Source organism: Mesorhizobium sp. P2_B5, assembly GCF_056404775.1.
The window spans coordinates 792,036-814,473 of sequence record NZ_JBFUDJ010000002.1 but is presented as its reverse complement, the minus strand read 5'-3'; the positions used below and the strand labels follow the sequence as shown (position 1 = coordinate 814,473).

The following is a 22,438-nucleotide window of genomic DNA, read 5'->3' as shown; positions in this document are numbered from 1 at the left end:
GCGTGCGTCGCGCCTTAGCCTGCCGAACTCCCGTTTCCAGGAGGGCCTTTGCCGTCGGTAAGATTCCGCGCGGCCAGAAACATCACCGTGTATGCGGCTTTGCGCCGATCCCAACCCGCGGCCTCCGCTCTGTCGAGCAACTCGACCAGTATCGGGTCAAGCGCAACCTTCAGGTCTGCCTCGTAGTTCAGATCGGTGGCCGCACGCGACGGCTGGGGGATTACGTTCAAGTTCATCACGTTCATGGCTCTACCCATTTGTCAGGGTGTCCGCGCCCCCACCGGGCGCGGACACAGCCGTTACCATCAGAAGTCCATGCCACCAGCCGGCATTGCCGGAACGGCGGGTTCCTTCTTCGGCTTCTCGGCAACCATCGCTTCCGTCGTTACCAGCAGGCCGGCAACCGATGCCGCATCCTGGAGCGCGGTCCGCACCACCTTTACCGGATCGATGACGCCCTCGTTGTAGAGGTCGCCGAACGCGTTGGTCTGTGCGTTCCAGCCCCAGCCGAATTCCGGCCTCTCGCGTAGCTTGCCGACGATGATCGAGCCTTCCGCGCCGGCGTTCTCGGCGATCTGGCGCACAGGCGCTTCGATCGCGCGGCGCACGATCTCGATACCGTGCTTTTGGTCTTCATTCTCGGCCTGCACGCTGTCCAGTGCCTTGGCCGCACGCAGAAGCGCCACGCCGCCACCTGGCAACACGCCTTCCTCGACCGCAGCGCGCGTCGCATGCATGGCATCGTCGACACGGTCCTTGCGCTCCTTGACTTCGACCTCGGTCGAGCCGCCGACGCGGATGACGGCGACACCGCCGGCGAGCTTGGCCAGCCGCTCCTGCAGCTTTTCCTTGTCGTAGTCGGAGGTAGTCTCCTCGATCTGCGCCTTGATCTGACTGACGCGGCCCTGAATCTCGCTCTTCGAGCCGGCACCGTCGACGATGGTGGTGTTCTCCTTCTCGATCACCACTTTCTTGGCGCGGCCCAGCATGTTGAGCGTGACATTCTCTAGCTTGATGCCGAGATCTTCCGAGATCGCGGTGCCGCCGGTGAGGATGGCAATATCCTCCAGCATTGCCTTGCGGCGGTCGCCGAAGCCCGGCGCCTTGACGGCGGCGACTTTGAGGCCACCGCGCAGCTTGTTGACGACCAGCGTCGCCAACGCTTCGCCCTCGACATCCTCGGCGATGATCAGCAGCGGTTTGGACGACTGTACGACAGCTTCCAGCACCGGAAGCAGCGCCTGCAGGTTGGACAGCTTCTTCTCGTGGATCAGCACATAGGGCTCTTCAAGCTCGACGCGCATCTTGTCCTGGTTGGTGATGAAGTAGGGACTGAGGTAGCCGCGGTCGAACTGCATGCCCTCGACGACTTCCAGCTCGGTCTCGGCGGTCTTGGCTTCCTCGACGGTGATGACGCCCTCATTGCCGACCTTCTGCATCGCTTCCGCAAGGAAGCGGCCGATCTCGGCGTCGCCATTGGCCGAGATGGTGCCAACCTGGGCGATCTCGTCATTTTTGGTCACCTTGCGGGCATTGGTCTTCAGCTCAGCCACGACGGCTTCTACGGCCTTGTCGATGCCGCGCTTCAGGTCCATCGGATTCATCCCCGACGCGACCGCCTTGGCGCCTTCGCGGACGATCGCCTGGGCGAGCACCGTAGCGGTGGTAGTGCCGTCACCCGCGATGTCGCTGGTCTTCGAGGCGACCTCGCGCACCATCTGCGCGCCCATGTTCTCGAACTTGTCCTCGAGCTCGATCTCCTTGGCGACGGTCACGCCGTCCTTGGTGATGCGCGGGGCGCCGAACGACTTGTCGATGACGACGTTGCGGCCCTTGGGGCCGAGCGTCACCTTCACCGCGTCGGCGAGGATGTTGACGCCGCGCAGCATGCGCTCGCGAGCGTCGGAATGGAATTTCACTTCCTTGGCAGCCATTGGATCACTCCTTCACTAGGCAGTTCACGGACTGGATTGCGGTTGGACCAGAGCCTCGCTCAGGCGGCTTTCTTGACCGTCGCGGTCTGCTCGATCACGCCCATCACATCGCTTTCCTTCATGATGAGCAGATCTTCGCCGTTGAGCTTGATCTCCGTGCCGGACCACTTGCCGAACAGGATGCGGTCGCCGATCTTGACGTCGAGCGGCGTGAGCTTGCCACTCTCGTCGCGGGCGCCTGGGCCGACGGCAACCACCTCGCCCTCTTGCGGCTTCTCCTTGGCGGTGTCGGGGATAATGATGCCGCCAGCCGTCATTTCCTCGGCTTCGATGCGGCGGACCAGGATACGGTCATGCAATGGACGGAACGTCATATCGTTCTCCTTCAGGACAAACAGATTTTTGAGTTCCTCCACACCGGACCGGCAATATCGGGCCAGTGCGGGGCGCCGCGACCCTTTTCCAGGCATCGCGCGCATATCGAACTAGTTTTGCATTTTCTGCGTTTCAAGAGGTCGCTGGAAAAATTTTGGCACTCGGCATTCCGGAGTGCTAGCCGCATGAATTCATGCAGCTATTTTTGCGGGGCGCGCGATTTTCAGGTCTTGAAATTCGGCCCGAACTCCACGAAATTTTTTGCGGTTGGAGATCCCGAAAAGGGTCACTGCAACACCAATGATGCCAAGGAGATTGTTAGGACGCGGAGACTGTCGATGGAACGAACTTTCCCAAAAAACATCCCCTCGATCACCCCTGAAACCACTGATCCTTCGCTTGACCGCCTGCTGTTTCCGGCGCGGCACTTTAGCCACCCCGATGAGGTAGTGGGCGACCGCACGCTCGACACTCAGGAGAAGCGCGCCATTCTTGCCTCATGGGCTTCTGATGCTTGCGCCGTCGACTCCATGCCTGCGCTGCGAAAGCCACCGGGTGCTGCGAACCCGGTGACATTTGACGCCGTCATGGATGCACTTCGCCGACTGGACGATAGTCGCGCCGAGGTAGGCTGTGACCTCGAGGAACGGCGGGCCCGAGAACGCCCGCAAAGACTTGATGCCTGAACGCGCGCGATAGGAGAGACGCATGGTCAGCAGGGAATTCCGGCTGCAGATGGAGGGCTACGGTCTCACAACTGCGGAAATTCACTACCACCTTCCCGATCATCCGAGCCTTTTGCAGCTCTACGTTTGGCAGGAATACGACCTGGCACCGGAATTCCCGACCCTCAAGGGGTTTCTGGATTACTGGGAGCGCGAACTCGAAGGAGCGCTGCATTCCGTGCGAGTCGCCCATCACCGCCTTATCCGGCCTTCCGAATGGCAGGCCGTAGACGGCATCTTCACAATTCAATAGCCGGGTCCGCTCCCCTTGAACTGGAAAGTGGCGTTTCCAATCTTTTTATGTGTCCAGCGCGGCTTGCCGGATGTCGGGTTAGCAGGAGCCGAAGGATCGCATGGAAACGATGCCCTTTGAAAATCCGGTTTCCGCCGTTTTCCGTGGCGTTCGCCAAGTAGCCGACATCGTTTGCCGGGAGCCGCGCACGGGGAGGCAAGATTCAGTTGCCCCAAGGTTTGAAGGGAGGTCACTATGGAAAGTGCGACGTTCAAACAACCGGTTTTCGTAAGAGACGAGGGCCATGTTGTCCAAAAGATCGGCTGTGTCATGGATGCGATAGAGTTTCTGGAAGAATGGCCGGTTGAAAGGCGCGGCCTCCTCCACGCTGCGGCGTCGGATGCATGCTACTCCGCGTACGATGGCCGGAAGTCTGTCGAGGCGGCGAACAGGGCCTTTATGACCTGGGCACGCAGGGTCGCCGTCATCGAGGATCTGCCCGCGGCGCCGCAGTGGATGACAGGGCCAGATCAGCAAAATAGACCATCTTTAGATAGTCAGGGCTAGTACTGCGGCGGTAATCTACCGCCGCAGCATCAAAGCGGTGCGTCACCGAGGCGAGGGGAGCGGGAAGCCGAGCCCTTGTCGTTGTCTGTTCATATAGATGCCTCCAGCACGGAAAACCTCCAAGCGGATCGCACGACTAAGCACGTCTGCCTGAATGGCAGGACCTGCCGGCATCTTCACGCTTCGTCCCGGTTCCCTTGCGCTGCCACCCGTGTCCCCGGCAATGGTGGTCCCTGGCTCATCAGCGCCTCATCACCGAAGGCCCAGGGCCCAGCCTTCTCAATTCCTCGAGCGAGGCACCGGACGCGATGATTTCCGCAATCGTCACGTCGTCCTTGAATCCGAGGACCGAGACGACGTCCTGGCGTGTCATGGTCATCCTTTTCCTCCGTTCGAAATACCTGCGAAGTAGATGGGGCATTCGCTGGAGAGCTTGCCCACCGTGCCATCCGAAGGCGGTAGCGAAACTGCTTTAGCGGTCGCTCTTGACACGGCCGAAATCGATTCCCAACTCATCTTTGTCGGTCGCCGCGCAAGGGGCCGGCCGATGTGTCAGGGAGCGCCGGGGCTTCTTGGCGTTCCCTCGTATCTATGTTGCTCCAAGGAGGATGTAGCTATGAGAACGAACCTGGACTTTTCCCCCTTCTATCGGTCGAGCATCGGCTTTGACCGCATCTTCAACCTGCTCGAAAACGCCAGCCCCCCGCAGAACGCGGATAGCTGGCCGCCATACGATATCGCCAAGCTCGGCGAAGACACCTATCGCATTGTCCTCGCGGTCGCAGGTTTCGGTGAAGACGAGCTTGCGATCACGCATGAGCCAAATATGCTCGTGATCGAGGGCGCCAAGACAGAGAATGACGGGGTTCAGTACCTCCATCATGGCTTGGCGTTAAGGTCGTTCGCGCGCCGCTTCGAACTGGCCGATCACGTGACCATTGTCGGGGCAAAGCTCGAAAACGGTCTGCTGATCATCGACCTCAAGAAGGAAATTCCCGAGGAGATGAAGCCGCGCCGGATCGCGATTAATGTCGATACCGGCAAGAATGCGGCCTCCAAGGGCATTGAAAGCGCGGCGGCCTGATCTTTGGCGGTCGGCCTGCAGCAGACACCCCGTCCTGTCGTGGATGGGGTCCGGGTGCGACCCATAAAACGGAAAGGAGAAGGACAAATGAGCGTACGTGACTTGATTCCCTGGAGCCGTGGCGGCAGCCAGGCACCGAGCATTTATCGCAGTGACGACATGGATCCGTTCCTGTCGTTGCACCGCAATGTCAACCGGCTATTCGACGAGGTGTTCCGCGGATTTGACACGCCTTCGGTTCTTGGCCGCGTGCGTCCTCTCAATGGCACTTGGCCAAGCGTGGAGTTCTCGGAAACCGATAAGGAAATCCGGGTGACGGCCGAAATCCCGGGCCTCGATGAAAACGACGTCGAGGTCATGCTGGATGATGGTGTTCTGACGCTTCGCGGCGAGAAGAAAGCAGAAACCGAGGACAAGGACCGCCAGTTCAGCGAACGCTATTATGGGCGCTTTGAGCGGCGCTTCAGTCTCGGCCGTGAGGTTGAAGACGACAAGGTGGTGGCTACGTTCAAGAACGGTGTGCTCACAGTGACACTGCCGGGGACCAAAAAGGCGCAGGCAAACGCCAAACGCATAGCAATCAACGGCAGCAAATGAGGTTCGCGAAGGAAGGCCGAGGCTCGTCGAGCCTTGGCCTCTGCAGACAGCGTCCTCAAACGAAAGAGCCACATCATGTGATGCTGAATCAACCCTTGCAATCCCAGGGAGGTAACAAATGACCAGTCTGGCTTTCCGTGCCCCCGTGCAGGTTAAGACCAGTGACGTGATACACGACATCAACTCGGTGCGGGAGGCGCTGGTATTCTTGAACCAGTGGCCACGGGCCCGTCGGGGACCGGTTTACAGCTGCGCGGTGAGAAGCTGCAACGCCGCGATTGCTGGTCAGATGACAACCGATCAGGCGCGGCAGGCATTTGTCGGCTTTGCCAGGATAGCTGGGGTGCTGGCCAAATCCGATTTTGCGCCAATGGCCGGGGCTGATCAAAAGCTGCGCGTTTCTGAGCGCGGTCCCTGACTTCAGTTCAGGGTTCTCCTGGGCGCGCATAGGCCGTTTAATTCGACTTGACGAGCTCGGTCGCGGAAGCCTCTCAGATTAAAGCGTGTTGCGATGACCGGTTGAACCCACCCTCGCATCACGGTCGTTGGAGTGAAACTTTGCACTGCCTGGAAGCGACATCGTCTGCGGGCATTCGGGCTGTCCGGAAATTTTCAGGCCACGTCCCGCCGAATTGGCTTGCGATCGTCAGTCGCGAACACCGCGCTCGCTTCGCTGACGATAGAGACATGGTCCCTGGCGGCCTTGCCCGCAGCCACGCTGTCTCCGCGCATGATTGCGGTGACAATTAGGTCGTGTTCCTGCCAGGATTTGGCCAGCCGTCCGGGCAGCATGAACTGCGCGCGGCGGAAGGGTGCCAACCGGCTGCGGGTCATCACGGTGAGATCGTGGATATGCGTATTGTGGGCGCCACGATAAAGCCGGCTATGGAACTCGGTATTGAAATACTCGTAGTCCTCCTCGGCACCCAGCTGAACCATCCGCGCTGAAGCCTGGTGCTCGATCTCGAGCCCGCGGCGCTCGCTGCTGGTCATGCGCTCGGCCGAGAAGCGCGCGCAGATCGCCTCCAGTTCGGCCATGCTCTCGAACATCGAGGCGAGATGCTCCTGCGTCACGACGGCGACGATAGCGCCCCTGTTGGGTCGCCTCTCGACCAGGCCCATGGCGCTGAGCTGGCCGAGCGCCTCCCTGACCGGGGTGCGTGATACGTCGAAGCGGGCGGCGAGCGAGGCCTCGTCCAGCTTTTCGCCGGGGCGCAGGTAGCCGGTGACGATCCGGTCGCCGATCGCCCGCACCATCTGATCCACGGTCGTGCCCGACCTGATCAAGCTGCGCTTCCCCGACAAGTTTCCTCCGTCGCGTCTTCTCGTGGAGTCGGCCGACTCGTTGGTCCTTCGACTCGATATGCCTTCTATGCCTCTATTTTAATCTGCCTGTCAAACTGGCTATTTTCAAGGCAAAAAGTGCATGCAATTGCCTCTGCTGTGAGCACGAGCCTTCGACACAATAACTGATTTTATTAGATAAATTTCAATTCGAAAACTGGCACGGTGATTGCATGCACTTTCTTGACGGCATGTTAACCGACCCGGAAAAGGGTCCCAAAGGGGAGCATTCACTATGACCGACAGATACATGCTTAACCGCCGCCAACTGCTCAAGACCTCCGCCGCGGGAGCCGCACTCGGCCTGGCCTCGGCATCCTTTCCGATCAGCCGTGCCTTCGCCGCCGCCGCCGCCGTCGGCTTCATCTATGTCGGCCCGAAGGACGACTACGGCTACAACCAGGCGCATGCCGAGGGGGCGGCGTCGCTGAAGGGCATCGAAGGCATCTCCGTCGTCGAGGAGGAAAACGTTCCCGAGACGGTCGACGTCCAAAAGACGATGGAATCGATGATCAATCTCGACGGCGCCTCGCTCATCTTCCCGACCTCCTTCGGCTATTTCGATCCGCACATGCTGGCCATGTGCGCGAAATTCCCCGACGTGCAGTTCCGCCATTGCGGCGGCATGTGGAACAAGGACAAGCATCCGATGAATGCCGGTTCCTATTTCGGCTATATCGGCATGGGCCAGTATCTCAACGGCGTCGTCGCCGGCCACACCTCGAAAAGCAAGAAGCTCGGCTTCGTCGCCGCCAAGCCGATCCCGCAGGTGCTGCTCAACATCAACTCCTTCCTGCTCGGCGCGCGCTCGGTCGACCCGACAATCACCTGCCAGGTCATCTTCACCGGCGAGTGGTCGCTGGCGGTCAAGGAGGCGGAAGCCACCAACGCCCTGGTCGACCAGGGCGCCGACGTCATCACCTGTCATGTCGACAGCCCGAAAGTGGTGGTCGAGACGGCCGCCGGCCGCGGCGCCTTCGTCTGCGGCTATCACGCCAACCAGAGCCCGCTGGCGCCGGAAAAATACCTCACCGGTGCCGAGTGGAACTGGGCCAAGGTCTACAAGATGTTCGTCGACGACCTCATCGCCGGCACGCCGCTTCCCAATTTCACCCGCGGCGGACTGGCCGACGGCTTCGTCAAGATGAGCCCGCTCGGCCCCGCGGTCGGTGAGCCGGCCCGCAAGCAATTCGATACCACCCTGGCCGAAATGATGAAGGGCGGCTTCTCTGTCATCAAAGGCCCGCTGAAGAGCAACAAGGGCGCCGTCGTGGCGACGGAAGGCCAGGCCTTCGCGGAGACCGCCATCGAGCTCGAAAGCATGGACTATCTCGTCGAGGGCGTTGTCGGTTCGACCGCCTGAAGCTGAGCGCGGAGACGGGGACCATGACGGATACGACCAGCAGTGCGGAAGCGCCGGCAGTGTTCGGCGCCAGGGGATATCCGGCGGCGCTCGAATGGATCGCCAGGCGGGCGGAAGCCTTCGTTATTCCGCTCGCGGCGCTGGTCGTCGGCATGGTCCTGTTCAGCCTGTTTATTGCGCTGGTCGGCAAGTCGCCGGTCCAGCTCTATGAAACCATGTGGCGCGGCGGCTTCGGCTCGTGGTTCTCCATCCAGAACTCGCTGTCGCGCGGGGCGCCCCTGCTGCTCGCGGCGCTCTGCGTGGCGCTGCCGGCGCGGCTCGGCCTCGTTGTCATCGGCGGCGAGGGCGCCATCGTTCTCGGCGGCGTCGCCGCCGCTGCCATCGGCGTGGCGCTGGGCGGCGCGCCATCATCAATCGTCATTCTTGCCATGGGCGTGGCGGGCATGGCCGCCGGCGGCATCTGGATAGGTGCCGTCGGCGCGCTCCGCCATTACCGGGCCGTAAACGAAACCATCTCCAGCCTGCTGATGGCCTACATCGCCATCGCCCTGATGAACCAGCTGGTGGAAGGACCGCTGCGCGACCCGGCCTCGCTCAACAAGCCCTCGACCCAGCCGCTCGCCGACATCTACCGCATCGGCAACATTCCGGGCATGGAGGTGCATTGGGGGCTTGCCGTCGGCGTCGTCGCCTGCGTGCTCTCCTGGGTGCTGATCGAAAAGACCCGCTGGGGCTTCGCCGCCCGTATCGCCGGCGGCAATGTCAGGGCAGCGCAGGTGCAGGGGCTGGCCGTCGGACCGCTCATCGTCGGCTTTACCGCGCTTGCCGGCGGCTTTGCCGGCCTTGCCGGCATGCTGGAAGTCGCGGCCGTGCAAGGCAGCGCCAACGGCTCGCTCGCCGCCGGCTATGGTTACACCGGCATCCTCGTCGCCTTCCTCGCTCGCCACAACCCGCTGGCCATCATCCCGGTCGCCATCCTGCTTGGCGGCATCGACGCGTCCGGCGGGCTGATCCAGCGCCGCATGGACCTGCCCGACGCCACCGTGCTGGTGCTGCAAGGCATGCTGTTCATCGTCATCCTGTTCAGCGAGACCTTGTACGGCCGCTTCAAGGCCTTCAATCCCGACCTGTGGCAGAGGGCCGCCTGATGGACGCAACCGAGATCGGTCTCTGGGGCGTGCCGCTCGCCATCCTCGGCGGTGCCATCCGCGTGTCGACGCCCTTCATCTTCGTCTCGCTGGGCGAGGCCATCACCGAGCGCTCCGGTCGCATCAACCTTGGCCTCGAAGGCACGCTCGTCTTCGGCGCCATGACCGCCTATGCGGTCGCGGTGATGACCGACTCGCCATGGCTCGGCCTGCTGGCCGCCGCGGCCGCCGGCCTTTGCTTCGGCCTGTTCCATGGCTGGATCTGCAAATTCCCGAAAGTCAATGACATCGCAATCGGCATCGCGCTGATGCTGTTCGGCTCGGGGCTCGCCTTCTTCTTCGGCAAGCCGTTCATCAAACCGAAGGCGCCCAACCTTCCGGCCATTCCGCTCGGCGCATGGTCCGACATTCCGCAGGTGCAGGCGGCGCTCGACGTCAACGTCCTGTTCCTGATCGGGGCGGCGCTTTCGTTCGTCCTGTGGTGGGCCTTCCGCAACACTCGCGCCGGCCTCATCGTGCGCGTCGTCGGCGATAGTTCCGACGCCGCGCGCGCCATGGGCCTCAACCCGAACACGGTGCGCCTCGTCGCCACCGGTGTCGGCGGCGCGCTGGCCGGTATCGGCGGCGCCTATCTCTCGCTCTACTATCCCGGCAGCTGGACGGAGCGCATCTCGTCTGGCCAGGGGCTGATGGCGGTGGCACTGGTCATTTTCGCGCGCTGGAATCCGCTCGGCTGCTTTGCCGCTGCCCTTCTGTTCGGCGGCGCCGGAGCGCTCGGACCGGCGCTGCAGTCGGTCGGCGTCACGCAAGGCTACTATCTGTTCTACGCCGCCCCCTACATCCTCACCTTGATCATCATGATCGCCACCTCGTCGCCGACCCGTTCGCTTGCCGGCGCGCCGGGGGAATTGTCGATCACCAAATAACTGGAGTTTTTTGCCATGAACGCCAGAGCCGAAATCACCCAGCGCTACATCGACGCGGACCCCTATCCATGGCCCTACAATGGCGAACTTCGCCCCGACAACACGGCGTTGATCATCATCGACATGCAGACCGATTTCTGCGGGCCGGGCGGCTATGTTGACCATATGGGCTACGACCTCTCGCTGGTGCGCGCGCCGATCGAACCGATCAAGTCGGTGCTGTCGGCCATGCGCGCGAAAGGTTACACCATCATCCACACCCGCGAGGGTCACCGGCCCGACCTCGCCGACCTGCCCGCCAACAAGCGCTGGCGCTCGCGCCGCATCAATGCCGGCATTGGCGACCCCGGCCCCTGCGGGCGCATCCTGGTGCGCGGCGAGCCGGGTTGGGACATCATTCCCGACCTTTACCCGATCGAGGGCGAGCCGATCATCGACAAGCCGGGCAAGGGCTCGTTCTGCGCCACCGACCTGGAACTGATCCTCAACCAGCGCGGCATCGAAAACATCGTGCTCACCGGCATCACCACCGATGTCTGCGTCCACACCACCATGCGCGAGGCCAACGACCGCGGCTTCGAATGCGTCATGCTGGAGGATTGTTGCGGGGCGACCGACTACGGCAATCATCTCGCCGCGATCAAGATGATCAAGATGCAGGGCGGCGTCTTCGGCGCGGTGTCGAACGCCGCGTCCTTCGTCGCCCAACTGCCGTGAGGAAGCCAGGATGAGCGCGATCACCGGCAAGGCCGTCGGCGTCGAGACCATCGGCATGACCATGCGTTTCGGCGCCTTCACGGCGCTGGGCGATGTCTCGATCAAGGTGCCGGCCGGCTCTTTCCACGCCCTGCTCGGCGAAAACGGCGCCGGCAAGTCGACGCTGGTCAAATGCATGATGGGTTTCTATCACCCGACCGCCGGCGGCATTCTGGTCGACGGCCGCGAGGTGGCGATCGCCAGCCCCAGGGACGCATCGGCGCTCGGCCTCGGCATGGTCTACCAGCATTTTACGCTTGTCCCGTCGCTGACCGGCGCCGAAAACCTGGTCATTTCGCGTGAGAAGGTTCCCGGCGTGATCGACTGGCGCAAGGAGCGCGGCGACCTTGCCGTGTTCATGGATCGCATGCCGTTCAAGCTCCCGCTCGACGTCAAGGTGGCCGAACTGGCGGCCGGCGAGAAGCAGAAGCTGGAGATCATCAAGCAGCTCTATCTTGGCCGCTCCTTCCTGGTGCTGGACGAGCCGACCTCCGTGCTCACCCCCGGCGAGGCGCAGGAAGTGCTGGGCCTTGTGCGCGACATGACAAAAGCCGGCGACCTCACCGTGCTGATGATCTCGCACAAATTCCACGAGGTGACGGCGTTCGCCGACGACGTCAGCGTGCTGCGCAAGGGCAGGCTGACCGGCACCGGCCGCGTCGTCGACCTAGACCACAAAGCCATGGCGGCGATGATGATCGGCGACCAGCCGATCGCCGCGCTCGACAGCCGCGCCGAGCCCAGGCTGGACGCCGAGATCGTGCTCAAGGTCACGGCGCTGAAGGCGCCTGACCGCACCGGGCTGAAGTCGATCCGGATCGAGGATCTCGGCGTGCGCTCCGGCGAGATCGTCGGCATCGCCGGCATTTCCGGCAACGGCCAGAAGGAATTCCTCGAAGTGCTGGCCGGGCAGCGCCCCCGCGATGCCGGCGAAGTCATGGTGCGCGGTACCGCCTATGCGGCGACGCGCGCCGAGGCGCGTGCGCTCAACGTCCGGCTCATCCCGGAAGAGCCGCTGAAAAACGCCTGCGCGCCGAAGATGACGGTGGCCGAGAACATCTCCTTCCGCACCTTCGACATCGACAGCAACGGCAGGCCGGTGAGCTGGATCAGCGCCAGCGCCATCAAGGCATTCAGCGCCAGGCTGGTCGAGCAGTTCAAGGTCAAGACCGCCTCGCTTGCCTCGCCAATCGCTTCGCTGTCGGGCGGCAATGTGCAGCGCGCCGTGCTTGCCCGCGAACTCACCGGCGAGGTCGATCTGCTGATCGTCTCCAACCCGTGCTTCGGCCTCGACTTCTCGGCGGTGGCCGAAATCCGCGCCCGCATCATGAAGGCGCGCAATGCGGGTGCCGCCGTGCTCCTGATGTCGGAAGACCTCGACGAACTGCTCGAACTGTCCGACCGCATCTTCGTCATGTCGGACGGCGCGCTGGTCTATGAGACGCAGATTGCGCAGGCCAGCGTGCAGACCATCGGCGAACACATGGCGGGACATCACTGATGGCGGAAATCGATGCGCTGCCGTTTTCCTTCACCTTCAAGCCGCAGACCATGGCGCTGGTGGTCATCGACATGCAGCGAGACTTCGCCGAGCCCGGCGGCTTCGGGGCCAGTCTCGGCAACGACGTCGGCCGCGTGACCGCGATCGTGCCGACAGTGAAGCGGCTGATCGAAGGCTTTCGCGCTGCCGGCCTGCCGGTGATCCACACCATGGAGTGCCATAGGCCCGACCTTTCGGACCTGCCGCCGGCCAAGCGCGACCGCGGCAATCCGTCGATCCGCATCGGCGATATGGGCCCGATGGGACGTCTACTGATCGCGGGCGAACCCGGCACCGCGATCCTCGACGAGCTTGCGCCCTTGCCCGGCGAGATCGTCATCGAGAAGCCCGGCAAGGGCGCCTTCTATGCGACCAGCCTCGGCAACGACCTCAAGTGGATCGGCGCCCGCCAACTCGTCTTTGCCGGCGTGACGACCGAAGTCTGCGTGCAGACGACGATGCGCGAGGCCAACGATCGCGGCTATGAGTGCCTGCTCGCCGAGGACGCGACGGAAAGTTATTTTCCCGAGTTCAAGGCGGCGGCAATCGCCATGATCAGGGCGCAGGGCGCCATCGTTGGCTGGACGGCAACGACCGACCAGGTGCTCGAAGGAATTGTCAATGCCTAATCTTGCCTTTGCCGGCCTGCTCGACGGCGGCTGGCGCGATCTGGCGCTCGAGTATTTCCGCGACGGCATCAGGGTGCACTGGCTGCTCAAGGGCGGACCGGTCGAACCCTCGGTCGCCATCCTCAGCTACCAGCCTGGCGCCGGCGTGCCACGCCACCGCCATGTCGGGCTGGAGACCATCGTCGTGCTGGAAGGGACCCAGAGCGACGAGAACGGTGACTATCCTGCCGGCAGCGTGATCCTCAATCCGGTCGGGACCGAGCATTCGGTGTGGACGAAGGACGGCTGCGTCGTGCTGATCCAGTGGGACCTGCCGGTGATCATTCTGGGGGAAACGAGATGAGTGATGTCCACTTCGATATAGCGAGCCTGCACGCTGCCTATAGGGACGGCGTCAGCGTTGGCGATGTGATCGCGACGATTTATGCCCGCATCGAGACAGCTGACGATGCGGGCATCTTCATCCATCTCGCCGCCCGGGCGGATCTGCTTGCGGCGGCCGAAGCGCTCGGCCCGTTCGACCCGCTGGGAAAACCGCTCTGGGGCATTCCCTTCGCCGTCAAGGACAACATCGACGTCGCCGGCATGCCGACGACGGCGGCCTGCGCCGAATACACCTACTGGCCCGACAGTGACGCCACCGTAGTGGCGCGGCTCAGGGCCGCCGGCGCGCTCGTCGTCGGCAAGACCAATCTCGACCAGTTCGCCACCGGCCTCGTCGGCGTCCGCACGCCCTGGCCGATCCCGCGCAACGCCATCGACGCGGAGCTCGTGCCGGGCGGCTCCTCCTCGGGGTCGGCGGTGGCGACGGCGCGCGGCATCGTCTCCTTCGCGCTCGGCACCGACACGGCCGGCTCCGGCCGCATCCCGGCCGGCCTCAACAACATCGTCGGGCTGAAGCCGACCGTCGGTGCGCTGTCGACGGCCGGCGTCGTGCCGGCCTGCCGCACGCTCGACTGCGTCTCGGTGTTCGCGCTGACCGTCGACGACGCCTATCTGGTGTTCTCGGTCGCAGCCGCGCGCGATGCGGCCGATCCCTATTCGCGCGACGTCGCCGTCCAGCCGCTCGCCGCCCGCCCGCCGGTGCTGAACGTCGGCATCCCGGCAAAAGCCGACCTGAAATTCTTCGGCGATGCGGCGATGCAGGATGGCTTCGAGGCCTCGCTTGCCATGCTGTCGCGGCTCGGCTGTCGGCTGGTCGAAATCCCGTTCGGCGATTTCTACGCCACCGCCAACCTCCTTTATGAGGGCGCCTGGGTGGCCGAACGCTATGCCGCGATCCGCGATTTCATGGAAGCCAACGAAGCCGCCATGCATCCGGTGACGCGAAAGATCATCGGCGGCGCCAGAAGTCTGTCGGCGGCGGACGCCTTTCGCGGCCTCTATGCCTTGCAGGCCTACAAGGCGAAGCTCGCCCCGGTCATCGCCTCGGTCGACCTGTTCTGCGTGCCGACCGCGCCGACGCATTACACCACTGCCGGCGTGCTCTCCGATCCGGTCGAGACCAACAGCCGGCTCGGCACCTACACCAATTTCGTCAACCTGCTCGATATGTGCGGCATTGCCGTACCGACCGGCACGCGCGATGACGGCCTGCCGATGAGTGTGACGCTGCTTGCGGCCGCCGGACTGGACGGCCTTGTGGCGTCCGTCGCGCGCGATCTCCATGCCGCGAGCGGCCTCACCCTCGGCGCGACTGGCTGGCGGCAGCCGGGGGCGCAGCCTGTCGGCGCATCGGCCGAAGACGGCACGATCGAATTGGTGGTGGTCGGCGCTCACCTCTCGGGAATGCCGCTCAATGGCCAGCTCAGGGAGGCTGGTGCTCGGTTCTGCCGGGCGATGAGGACGGCCTCTTCATACAAGCTTTATGAGCTCGCGGGCCAAGCCACGCCCAAGCCGGGACTGGTCCGTGTCGGCAACGACGGCACTGCGATCGAGGTGGAGGTCTGGCGGCTGCCTGCCGACGCTTTCGGCCACTTTGTGGCCGCCATCCCGCCGCCGCTGGGCATTGGCAGTATAGAGCTTGATGACGGCAGCACCGCCAAAGGCTTTCTGGTGGAATCCGTGGGCTTGCTAGGCGCTTCCGACATCTCGTCATTCGGCGGCTGGCGCCGCTTTTTGTCAGATCGCGTTCCCGTTTGAACTTCGTCAACACACTTTGCGAAGGCAAGAGGGGCTTGGGGCCCCGACCGAGGTAGGTTGAAACTTCTGATTATCTTCGTTGCGAAGCCGGAAAGCTGCCAGTCCGCTTGCAGCCCCAACCAGCCACGCTTGTCTAGTCCCTCCTCTTGGCCCTTAGGTTCGCCCGACCATACGAGGGAATACGAAGGAAATGGGTTGGCGAACCATCCGCTAACATATTGATTTTGTGCAGAAAACGTTGACCCTCCGGGCCCACCCAAGTAACCGAAGTTTACTGATTTTATTTATTTATTTTTTCTTTGCCCACACCATGGACTCGAACCACCTTAAGAAGTCAGATCGGATTGTGTTTCGGGGAACTACAACACCGGCGCAGTCGTTGCGCTCTGGGCTAACAAGTTCAGTGCGCTCGGACCCCGCGCGGGGCAATGGGCCGGGCAAAAGAGCTTGAATTGTTCGACGGTCGGGCGCTGGATAGCGAGACAGCGGCCGATGAGCGAGAGCCGGAACTGGCTTCCGAGGCGCTGAGGGGGAGAAATCGTGGACACGACGGCGGAAACGGACGTTACTTCGTTGATTTCGGGCTTCGAACAACTCGCCGAGCGATTCATCTCCGGACTGTTCGCGCGGTTTGCCGCTTTGAGCGACGTCCCTGTCGAGCTTGAAAACCTGAGGGCCTCGCTTGCGGCCGGGGGAACATCTCTCCTTGGGCTCCTGTTCGAGATTGTGTTGGTTGTTGCGCTCGTCGCGGGCGTGTTCATCCTGCTCGCCCGGCGGTTCAAGAAGGCGAGTGCCACAAGCAGTGCATGGCGCAGATTCTTCGCGGGCGTGGCGGCTACTGTGGTGGCGCTGTTGATCGGTTTCATTGCTGCGCGGCTGCTGGCCGGTTCTGGCGTGCCTTTGCAAACCCTTCGCCTTTGGACGCTGGTTACCGTGCTCGGCCTCATCATTCTCGCCGCCGTCAGATCACTCTTGATGGCATCGCGGCGAACCGAGTTTGCAGAGCGCTCCGCCCATTTGGCGGCGCTCGTTCACGACCTCTCGCTTGCCATTGGCGTCGCGATCATCGGCACTACGTTGTTCGCGACGTTGCGGCTCTGGAGCGTAGGGCCGGCCTTGGGGGATCTGCTGCGAACAGGCTTGGCAATTCCGATCTACCTTCTGTTTGCATGGGCGGTATGGCGGCACAGACGCACAATGGCAGCCGCGGTCGCCGGCCCACGCCCCAGAGGCCGCTGGCGCACCCGTCTCGCCAAAATGTGGCCGGCAATCGTGATCATGTTCGTGATAATCACCTTTCTCAGCACTCAGGCCGCACTGACCCTGGGAGCATCGCTTCGTGGGTCTGCCGTTCTGCTGACCGCTTTGGTGTTTCTCGCCGCGCCGCATCTTGACGCAATGATCGGGAACTGGGCCCAGCGCGGATTGGAGTCTCCTGACATCTCGATCTTGGCAGCGGCAGGGCGACAGACCGCCCGCTTCACCGTCGTGGCTATCATGATTGCCATGCTGGGAGCGCTATGGGCGACACCGCTGGCTGCCGGGTTCGGCATAGATCTGCGAGAGGTCGCCAAGGGCGCATCTGGTGTGGCGCTGATCATGTTGGGGGCTGCGTTTCTTTGGAACGTGGTCGGCACGGGGACGGCTCGCGCCTTGCGCGCGGAGTTACCCACCTTAGATGCTGACGAGGAGGCGCTGGGTGCGCCGCGTTCGCGGCTGGGTACCCTGGTGCCACTGCTCAGCGCGGTTGGCAAATCGAGCATTCTGGCCTTGGCGCTGCTCTCGATCCTGCTGTCGATCGGGGTCAATGTCTGGCCGCTGATCGCCGGCATGAGCGTGTTCGGGCTGGCCATCGGCTTCGGCTCGCAGACGCTGGTGAAGGACCTCGTCTCCGGGCTGTTTTTCCTGATCGACGACGCATTCCGCTTCGGCGAATACATTGAAACGTCAGGCGCCAAGGGAACCGTAGAAAAAATCTCGGTCCGGTCGGTTTCCCTGCGCCATCAGCGGGGTGCCTTGGCGACAATTCCCTATGGCGAGATAGGCAAGATCCAGAATTATAGCCGGGACTGGATGATCGAGAAACTGACCTTTCGCGTTGCATTCAACACCGATGTCGAAAAAGTCCGCAAGATTTTCAAGAAGATCGGCCAGGATATTTCGGCCAACCCGGAACTTTCTGGAGATCTGCTCGAGCCGTTCAAGAGCCAGGGAATTGCCGAGGTCGAGGACGGCACGCTGGTCATCCGGGCCAAATTCAAGGCGAAAGCGGGCAGAAACTTCATGATCCGCCGGGCCGTTTTGCTCGCCGTGCACGACGCATTTCTGGAAAACGGCATTCAGGTTGTCTCAAAGCCGCTGACATCCAATCCCGGAGCCTGAGCATTCGGACAATCACGGCTACGCCGTGCTGATGTATGCTGATCACATTGGACACGTCTGGACATTCAATGCGGCGTGGCTAGGCGTTTGGACTGGCGCGATCGCGACCGGGAGCTGGACCAGGATGCCGCGCTCCGGATCGCGCCAAGCATCCCGCTAGGAGAAACCGTGCCTCCCACGTGGGCTGATACTTGTGCAAGCCCTCAACGGATCCATCTGACGAGCCGGACGATCGCTTCCTCGGCGATGAGCATGGCCATGACGACAATAATCAACGTCACCACGCCGTGCAGCATGCCCTCGAAGCTAACCCTATCCCCGAACACGAAGGTAATCGCCTCCAGGATCACGAACTTGGACAGAAACAGCACCACCCATGCGCCGAAGAACCGCATGAACTTCATGAAGGCACCTTGCCTTGCCGTGAAGAACACGGCGACCTGATGCTCAATAGCGATCGTCCCCTTCAGAAGGGCCTGCAACAAGATGGCTGCAAGCAACGACACGCTGAAGGAAGCGACCGTGACGCTGTCCGAAAACTCATCGAACAGGTTTAGGACCACGAGGTCGATCAAGACTCCGAAGATATAGCGGATGATCAGCCGCTGACGGTCAGTCGGCATTTCGGCCGTGGCCGGCAGAAAACCGTGGATTTTGTCAGCCATGACACCCCCTTCCAAAACACCCTAGCCGAGTGTCCGAATCTCCGCATTACCTTCGCACCTTCCGTTTTGAGGCGCCACGTAACTAACGGTAAATCCCTTGGGGCCACCGGCTCCCAGTGCCGAAAAGATCGCCAGCTTACCGGGGTGGCGAAGGATTGACTGCCCGCTCTGATGCGACCGTGACTGTAGCCGGGTCGCGTTTCTATACAGAAGGGCCGCAGGGCTAAGTTACCCGCCAAGGAGAGCGGTTACGGCGTCACAGAATTTGCTTTCAGTCCGCCACGTCGAGGCCGGCTTTCTTCAGCGAACCGATGAAGAGCTCGACATCTTGCGAACGGGCCAAACGCATCGAAACTTGCCGGCGCACGGTCTTCACCAGATTCGGTGCATTTTGGACCAGCCAGTCACGCTCGCGTTCGGCTTCGATTTTGTTTCCTCCTTCGCCGAACACCGCAGCAGCAATCAGATGGTAGAGCGGATTCGCCGGAACCGCGGATCTATTGATCCACGTGGCTGCCTGCCGATAGTCGCCGCTGAAATAAGAGCAAAGGGCCAGGTCCGCCTCAAAGGTGCGCAGGGCGCCAGGATTCCTTTCACGCGCTTCATTGAGCAACGAACATCCATCATGCCAATTGCCGGAGAGCGCCAGGCGCTCTCCATATTCGCCCATAAAATTGGTGTCGTTCGGGTTGATGGCCAAAGCCTGTTTGCCAACGCTCAGTGCAGCATCGATTTCCTTGCTGAAATAAAGCCCAAGCATTTCTGCCTGACGTCCGCGGACATTGAGAGGGTCAGCTTCCACAGCCTTTCTTGCGGCAGCCAAGCCGAACTCGAGGGCTGCCGCCGACGAGGCTGGATCGGCTGGAATCTCGAACCGGTAATCATCTATGTAAATCAACGAAAGAAGCCCCCAGGCTGTGGCGTAGTCTGGGAAGTGGTCCACTGTCTTCTCCAGGCAGGTACGCACCGATGCTCGCATTTCGGGACTGAGGGTGGTCTTGTATTCGTAGAAGGAAAGCGTGCAGGAATAGGCGGCCCAATCGTCGGGGGGATTGCCGACGCGGAGCTTGGCATCTGCCTGGAAGATGACGCCGTAAGCCTGGGCGAGGCTGGTCGCCACCTTGCTCGCGATATCGCCCTGGGCCTTGACGAGGTCAGCCACCCTCAATCCACCATTGTAACTTTCAGACCAGAGAACTGAACCATCGGCCCGGTTGACCAGCCGCATCCGGAGCCAGAATGCGTCTGGGGCAAGGTTGACGCTCCCTGAAAGAACAAATCGCGGTAGCGATGCCTCCCCGCCGTTTGCGGGCGTTTCCATGACCGCGATGTCCTTGAACTTGGAAAGCTGGACGACAATTTCCTGCTTCAATCCGATAGCGATCGCCGACCCACTCTGAGTGCCGGTCAGATCGTCAAACTTCTCCACAAGCACACGGGGCATTACCGGCGCGCCCGGCCTGACGGATGTCCATGACCACACCAGCACCAACGCAGCGACCGCGAGAAGCGCTGCAGCACCCAAGGCGGTCAGCAGCAGGGGCATCCGCCGTGCTGGAAGTTCGGTTGGCTTTTGCGAAACAACCGACAATGGGAGCGCTTCTAGTGCAGATGGCGAACGAAGCGAGAAGACAGGAACGTAACCCCCCTTTGGAATCGTAATCAGGATCGGGTCTGTGTGTCCGGCCGTCAGATAGTAGCGCTCCAGCGCACGCCTGAGGTGGCCAGCCTCGATGCGAACGATCGGATCCGTTTGCGGGTCGAACGCCTCGCCGCGACCAAACACTTCGACTGCGATGGAATAGGCCTTAATGCGATCGCCTCGGCCCGACAATGCCTCTTCCACCACATGGCTGAGGAAACGCCGCTCGCGGCCTGTGGCATCGAAATCGATACTGTCGAGGATAAGGGCAAGTTGGAGGCGACAAGCCTTGACGGGGAGCTCATGCACCCCCGGTGCGGGCGTTTCCGCCTGGATCGCCATGTCCTCCCTCGATCCCTCGCAACCGCGTTCTTGTTGTTGTGCGGTTACATGCTTATCCACGTAACTTACCTTCTGCTGCCCTCTCTTGGCAATATGATTGCGTCAGGTCGATGAACTGGCGTCATGAGCACAAAAGACGGATCGTCTCACAGATACCGAGCGGTCTCGGCGGCAGTACGCCGATACCCCCAGTTTGAATTGACGATCCATCGGCTGATGGATCGAAGCGAGAGTTTTCGCGACATCTGCGAGGAACTCGCCGATGCGGAGTTTGCCCTCTCGAAGGTCGACGAGGCGCCGCCGGCATTGCGCGAGGCCCGACGAGCCGAATGGCAGGAACTGGTGGATCGCCTGGTTGGAGAGGTAGGGGCGGCAGTGCTGAATACCGATGCCGCCCGCAAGGCAGGTATCAACCCGTGGCCGCCACGGTGAACAGCCATGAGTGAGCACGGCAGTGACAATCCCACAAAACGAACATTCATGAGCAAAGAACGACAACAAAGGGAAGGCAATACCATGCGAAACTTCATGACGCTCATCGCGGCAATCTCAGTAGCACTTTCGTCTGCGACGGCAACCTACGCACAAACACAAAATCCGCTGCCCAAAGCCAGCGATGTGCTTGTCCGATACGGCGAGGACGTCGAGGGCTGGACGGTCTATACAAATCAAACCCGAGGAGATTGCTTGATCGTGCGCCAAGACGGGCCAAGTGCGGTGCAAATGGGCGTTACCGCAAATCAGGAAATCGGGTATCTTGGCGTGTTCACGAAGGTGGATATCGGCCTTAAGAACGGGAACACGTCGGACATCTTTGTCTCTTTGGACGGCCATCTCTACAAGGGTGTGGCCACCAGCACGAGCGGCGAACTCAAGGGCGGATATTCTGGCGGCTACATTTTGACCGACGACCCGAAGTTCAAGCGCGACGTGGCGAAAAAATACAAAATGACCGTGTTTCCGGAAACCAAGGGGACCTTTGTCGTCGACCTGAAGGGAACTTTCAAAGCAATGGCAGTGGGCCGCAAGTGCCTCAAGCACTGACCTTCCGGCGGGCCATCAAACACAGCGGCAATCCGGTCGACGTCAAGCCACCAAAGGCGATACGTTGAAGTTGTAGCGCAATTACATGCTTACCCCACGTAACTTACATTCCGGCGCCAGCTCTTTGGGGCCTACTATCCATGAATGAATGCAGGAAGTGCCATGGAGCGAGCCCTGACATGAAGACTTTCCATCGGATACAAGCCTTGGGTTGTGGTGTTCTTTCCGTCCTTTGGCTTGCCCAGCCCGCCGGGGCCGCGGATGTGGTCTCACCGCTGACGCCGGAACTTAAGCCCGTAGCAAGCGAGCAAGGGTGGACGTTCTCCGTCGCACCTTACTTCTGGGCGGCGGGATTGTCCGGAAGCGTTTCGCAGTTCGGTCTCCCCACCGTCGACGTCGACGCGAATTTCGGCGACATTCTGAAGAATCTCGACTTTGCGGCGATGGCGATCGGGGAGGCGCGCCACGACCGCTACAGCATCTTCGGCGACCTCATGTATGTAAAGCTGTCGACGGGGAGCGGTACTCCGCGCGGCATCATCGCCACCAATGTCGATGTCAGTTCCGAAACGTTTTCAGGGTTGATCGGAGCGGGCTATTCGATCTTCCAGAGCGACGCCGGCCGTCTCGATCTCGTCGGCGCGATGAGGGTCTGGTCGGTCAATACGGACCTCGACTTCCACGGCGGTATCCTCGACGGCGTGTCGCGCAGCGACGGGGCAACCTGGGTCGACGGGCTGGTTGGCGTTCGCGCGAATTACTCGCTCACGCCCGAAATCTATCTGACGGGCTGGGGCATGGTTGGCGCAGGTGGCGCCAATGTCGACTGGGATGTCGCCGCCGCACTGGGCTACCGGTTCAACGAACGCTTTTCGGCGGTCGCCGGCTACCGCGCTCTCGGCGTCAACTACCGCAATGACGGCTTTGTCTTCGATGTCGTCCAGCAGGGACCAATCTTGGGGCTGGTCATGCGTTTCTAACTGCAGACTTAGTATGATTAA

At 61.8% G+C, this 22,438-nt stretch carries 25 protein-coding genes; 18 read left to right on the top strand and 7 right to left on the bottom strand.

Annotated elements, in window-relative coordinates; genetic code table 11:
• Positions 1-14: 14 nt before the first annotated feature.
• The 3 genes from AC1D1N_RS10360 to AC1D1N_RS10350 are packed head-to-tail and all read right to left on the bottom strand — an operon-like array spanning position 15 to position 2,308.
• Complete coding sequence (locus tag AC1D1N_RS10360; RefSeq protein WP_477348332.1) at positions 15-245, bottom strand: hypothetical protein; 231 nt, start codon at positions 243-245, stop codon at positions 15-17.
• A gap of 60 nt (positions 246-305) precedes the next feature.
• A complete protein-coding gene (gene groL / locus AC1D1N_RS10355; RefSeq protein ID WP_477348330.1) occupies positions 306-1,934 on the bottom strand; it encodes a chaperonin GroEL in 1,629 nt (542 codons plus the stop codon).
• A 59-nt stretch (positions 1,935-1,993) separates the two neighbouring features.
• Positions 1,994-2,308, bottom strand: a complete 315-nt coding sequence (locus AC1D1N_RS10350; protein WP_477348328.1) for a co-chaperone GroES — start codon at positions 2,306-2,308, stop codon at positions 1,994-1,996.
• Here AC1D1N_RS10350 and AC1D1N_RS10345 point away from each other — a divergent pair.
• From AC1D1N_RS10345 to AC1D1N_RS10335, 3 genes are all read left to right on the top strand, one after another.
• Entirely contained in the window at positions 2,288-2,995 is a 708-nt protein-coding gene (locus AC1D1N_RS10345) for a hypothetical protein (RefSeq protein ID WP_477348326.1), read from the top strand. The two genes, AC1D1N_RS10350 and AC1D1N_RS10345, sit on opposite strands and share 21 nt — an antisense overlap.
• Before the next feature lie 22 nt (positions 2,996-3,017).
• Positions 3,018-3,287, top strand: coding sequence for an usg protein (locus AC1D1N_RS10340; protein ID WP_352561483.1), 270 nt, complete (start codon positions 3,018-3,020; stop codon positions 3,285-3,287).
• Between the two features lie 234 nt (positions 3,288-3,521).
• A complete protein-coding gene (locus AC1D1N_RS10335) occupies positions 3,522-3,833 on the top strand; it encodes a DUF982 domain-containing protein (RefSeq protein ID WP_477348324.1) in 312 nt (103 codons plus the stop codon).
• Positions 3,834-4,074: 241 nt separating this feature from the next.
• Here the strand turns inward: AC1D1N_RS10335 and AC1D1N_RS10330 are convergent, their stop codons facing one another.
• Positions 4,075-4,212: a hypothetical protein gene (locus tag AC1D1N_RS10330; RefSeq protein ID WP_477348322.1), complete on the bottom strand. Its 138-nt coding sequence runs from the start codon at positions 4,210-4,212 to the stop codon at positions 4,075-4,077.
• 237 nt (positions 4,213-4,449) lie between these two features.
• Between AC1D1N_RS10330 and AC1D1N_RS10325 the strand changes: the two genes are divergently transcribed.
• From AC1D1N_RS10325 to AC1D1N_RS10315, 3 genes are all read left to right on the top strand, one after another.
• On the top strand, positions 4,450-4,917 hold the full coding sequence (locus AC1D1N_RS10325; protein WP_477348320.1) for an Hsp20 family protein: 468 nt from the start codon (positions 4,450-4,452) through the stop codon (positions 4,915-4,917).
• Between the two features lie 87 nt (positions 4,918-5,004).
• Positions 5,005-5,514: an Hsp20/alpha crystallin family protein gene (locus AC1D1N_RS10320; protein WP_477348318.1), complete on the top strand. Its 510-nt coding sequence runs from the start codon at positions 5,005-5,007 to the stop codon at positions 5,512-5,514.
• A gap of 118 nt (positions 5,515-5,632) precedes the next feature.
• Positions 5,633-5,932, top strand: a complete 300-nt coding sequence (locus tag AC1D1N_RS10315) for a DUF982 domain-containing protein (RefSeq protein WP_477348316.1) — start codon at positions 5,633-5,635, stop codon at positions 5,930-5,932.
• A gap of 194 nt (positions 5,933-6,126) precedes the next feature.
• Here AC1D1N_RS10315 and AC1D1N_RS10310 read toward each other — a convergent pair whose 3' ends face one another.
• Positions 6,127-6,801: a GntR family transcriptional regulator gene (locus AC1D1N_RS10310; protein ID WP_192259606.1), complete on the bottom strand. Its 675-nt coding sequence runs from the start codon at positions 6,799-6,801 to the stop codon at positions 6,127-6,129.
• Positions 6,802-7,093: 292 nt separating this feature from the next.
• Here AC1D1N_RS10310 and AC1D1N_RS10305 point away from each other — a divergent pair, with 292 nt between their 5' ends.
• The 9 genes from AC1D1N_RS10305 (at position 7,094) to AC1D1N_RS10265 (ending at position 17,744) form a co-directional block, all read left to right on the top strand.
• Positions 7,094-8,221, top strand: coding sequence for a BMP family ABC transporter substrate-binding protein (locus tag AC1D1N_RS10305; protein ID WP_477348314.1), 1,128 nt, complete (start codon positions 7,094-7,096; stop codon positions 8,219-8,221).
• 23 nt (positions 8,222-8,244) lie between these two features.
• Entirely contained in the window at positions 8,245-9,369 is a 1,125-nt protein-coding gene (locus AC1D1N_RS10300) for an ABC transporter permease (protein WP_436260824.1), read from the top strand.
• On the top strand, positions 9,369-10,295 hold the full coding sequence (locus AC1D1N_RS10295; RefSeq protein ID WP_477348311.1) for an ABC transporter permease: 927 nt from the start codon (positions 9,369-9,371) through the stop codon (positions 10,293-10,295). Before AC1D1N_RS10300 ends, AC1D1N_RS10295 begins: the two co-directional genes overlap by 1 nt.
• A 15-nt stretch (positions 10,296-10,310) precedes the next feature.
• Positions 10,311-11,012 carry a biuret amidohydrolase gene (biuH, locus tag AC1D1N_RS10290; RefSeq protein ID WP_203277336.1) on the top strand — a complete coding sequence of 234 codons (702 nt, stop codon included), beginning with the start codon at positions 10,311-10,313 and terminating at the stop codon, positions 11,010-11,012.
• 10 nt (positions 11,013-11,022) lie between these two features.
• Positions 11,023-12,552, top strand: a complete 1,530-nt coding sequence (locus AC1D1N_RS10285; protein ID WP_477348310.1) for an ABC transporter ATP-binding protein — start codon at positions 11,023-11,025, stop codon at positions 12,550-12,552.
• A complete protein-coding gene (locus AC1D1N_RS10280) occupies positions 12,552-13,220 on the top strand; it encodes a cysteine hydrolase family protein (protein WP_477348308.1) in 669 nt (222 codons plus the stop codon). Before AC1D1N_RS10285 ends, AC1D1N_RS10280 begins: the two co-directional genes overlap by 1 nt.
• The gene (locus AC1D1N_RS10275) at positions 13,213-13,563 is read left to right on the top strand and encodes a cupin domain-containing protein (protein ID WP_477348306.1); all 351 of its coding nucleotides are present in this window, start codon (positions 13,213-13,215) and stop codon (positions 13,561-13,563) included. Before AC1D1N_RS10280 ends, AC1D1N_RS10275 begins: the two co-directional genes overlap by 8 nt.
• Complete coding sequence (gene atzF / locus AC1D1N_RS10270; RefSeq protein ID WP_477348304.1) at positions 13,560-15,362, top strand: allophanate hydrolase; 1,803 nt, start codon at positions 13,560-13,562, stop codon at positions 15,360-15,362. The genes AC1D1N_RS10275 and atzF overlap by 4 nt, the downstream gene beginning before the upstream one ends.
• A gap of 540 nt (positions 15,363-15,902) precedes the next feature.
• The gene (locus AC1D1N_RS10265; RefSeq protein WP_477348302.1) at positions 15,903-17,744 is read left to right on the top strand and encodes a mechanosensitive ion channel family protein; all 1,842 of its coding nucleotides are present in this window, start codon (positions 15,903-15,905) and stop codon (positions 17,742-17,744) included.
• Between the two features lie 203 nt (positions 17,745-17,947).
• Here AC1D1N_RS10265 and AC1D1N_RS10260 read toward each other — a convergent pair whose 3' ends face one another.
• On the bottom strand, positions 17,948-18,409 hold the full coding sequence (locus AC1D1N_RS10260; protein ID WP_436260819.1) for a hypothetical protein: 462 nt from the start codon (positions 18,407-18,409) through the stop codon (positions 17,948-17,950).
• A 271-nt stretch (positions 18,410-18,680) separates the two neighbouring features.
• Positions 18,681-20,393 (bottom strand): hypothetical protein, encoded by a 1,713-nt coding sequence (locus tag AC1D1N_RS10255; RefSeq protein ID WP_477348300.1) that lies wholly within the window; start codon positions 20,391-20,393, stop codon positions 18,681-18,683.
• Between the two features lie 123 nt (positions 20,394-20,516).
• Between AC1D1N_RS10255 and AC1D1N_RS10250 the strand changes: the two genes are divergently transcribed.
• The 3 genes from AC1D1N_RS10250 (at position 20,517) to AC1D1N_RS10240 (ending at position 22,417) form a co-directional block, all read left to right on the top strand.
• Positions 20,517-20,825, top strand: a complete 309-nt coding sequence (locus tag AC1D1N_RS10250; RefSeq protein WP_436260817.1) for a hypothetical protein — start codon at positions 20,517-20,519, stop codon at positions 20,823-20,825.
• A gap of 6 nt (positions 20,826-20,831) precedes the next feature.
• The gene (locus AC1D1N_RS10245; protein WP_477348298.1) at positions 20,832-21,437 is read left to right on the top strand and encodes a hypothetical protein; all 606 of its coding nucleotides are present in this window, start codon (positions 20,832-20,834) and stop codon (positions 21,435-21,437) included.
• A gap of 179 nt (positions 21,438-21,616) precedes the next feature.
• Positions 21,617-22,417: a hypothetical protein gene (locus AC1D1N_RS10240; protein ID WP_436260815.1), complete on the top strand. Its 801-nt coding sequence runs from the start codon at positions 21,617-21,619 to the stop codon at positions 22,415-22,417.
• Positions 22,418-22,438 lie beyond the last annotated feature (21 nt).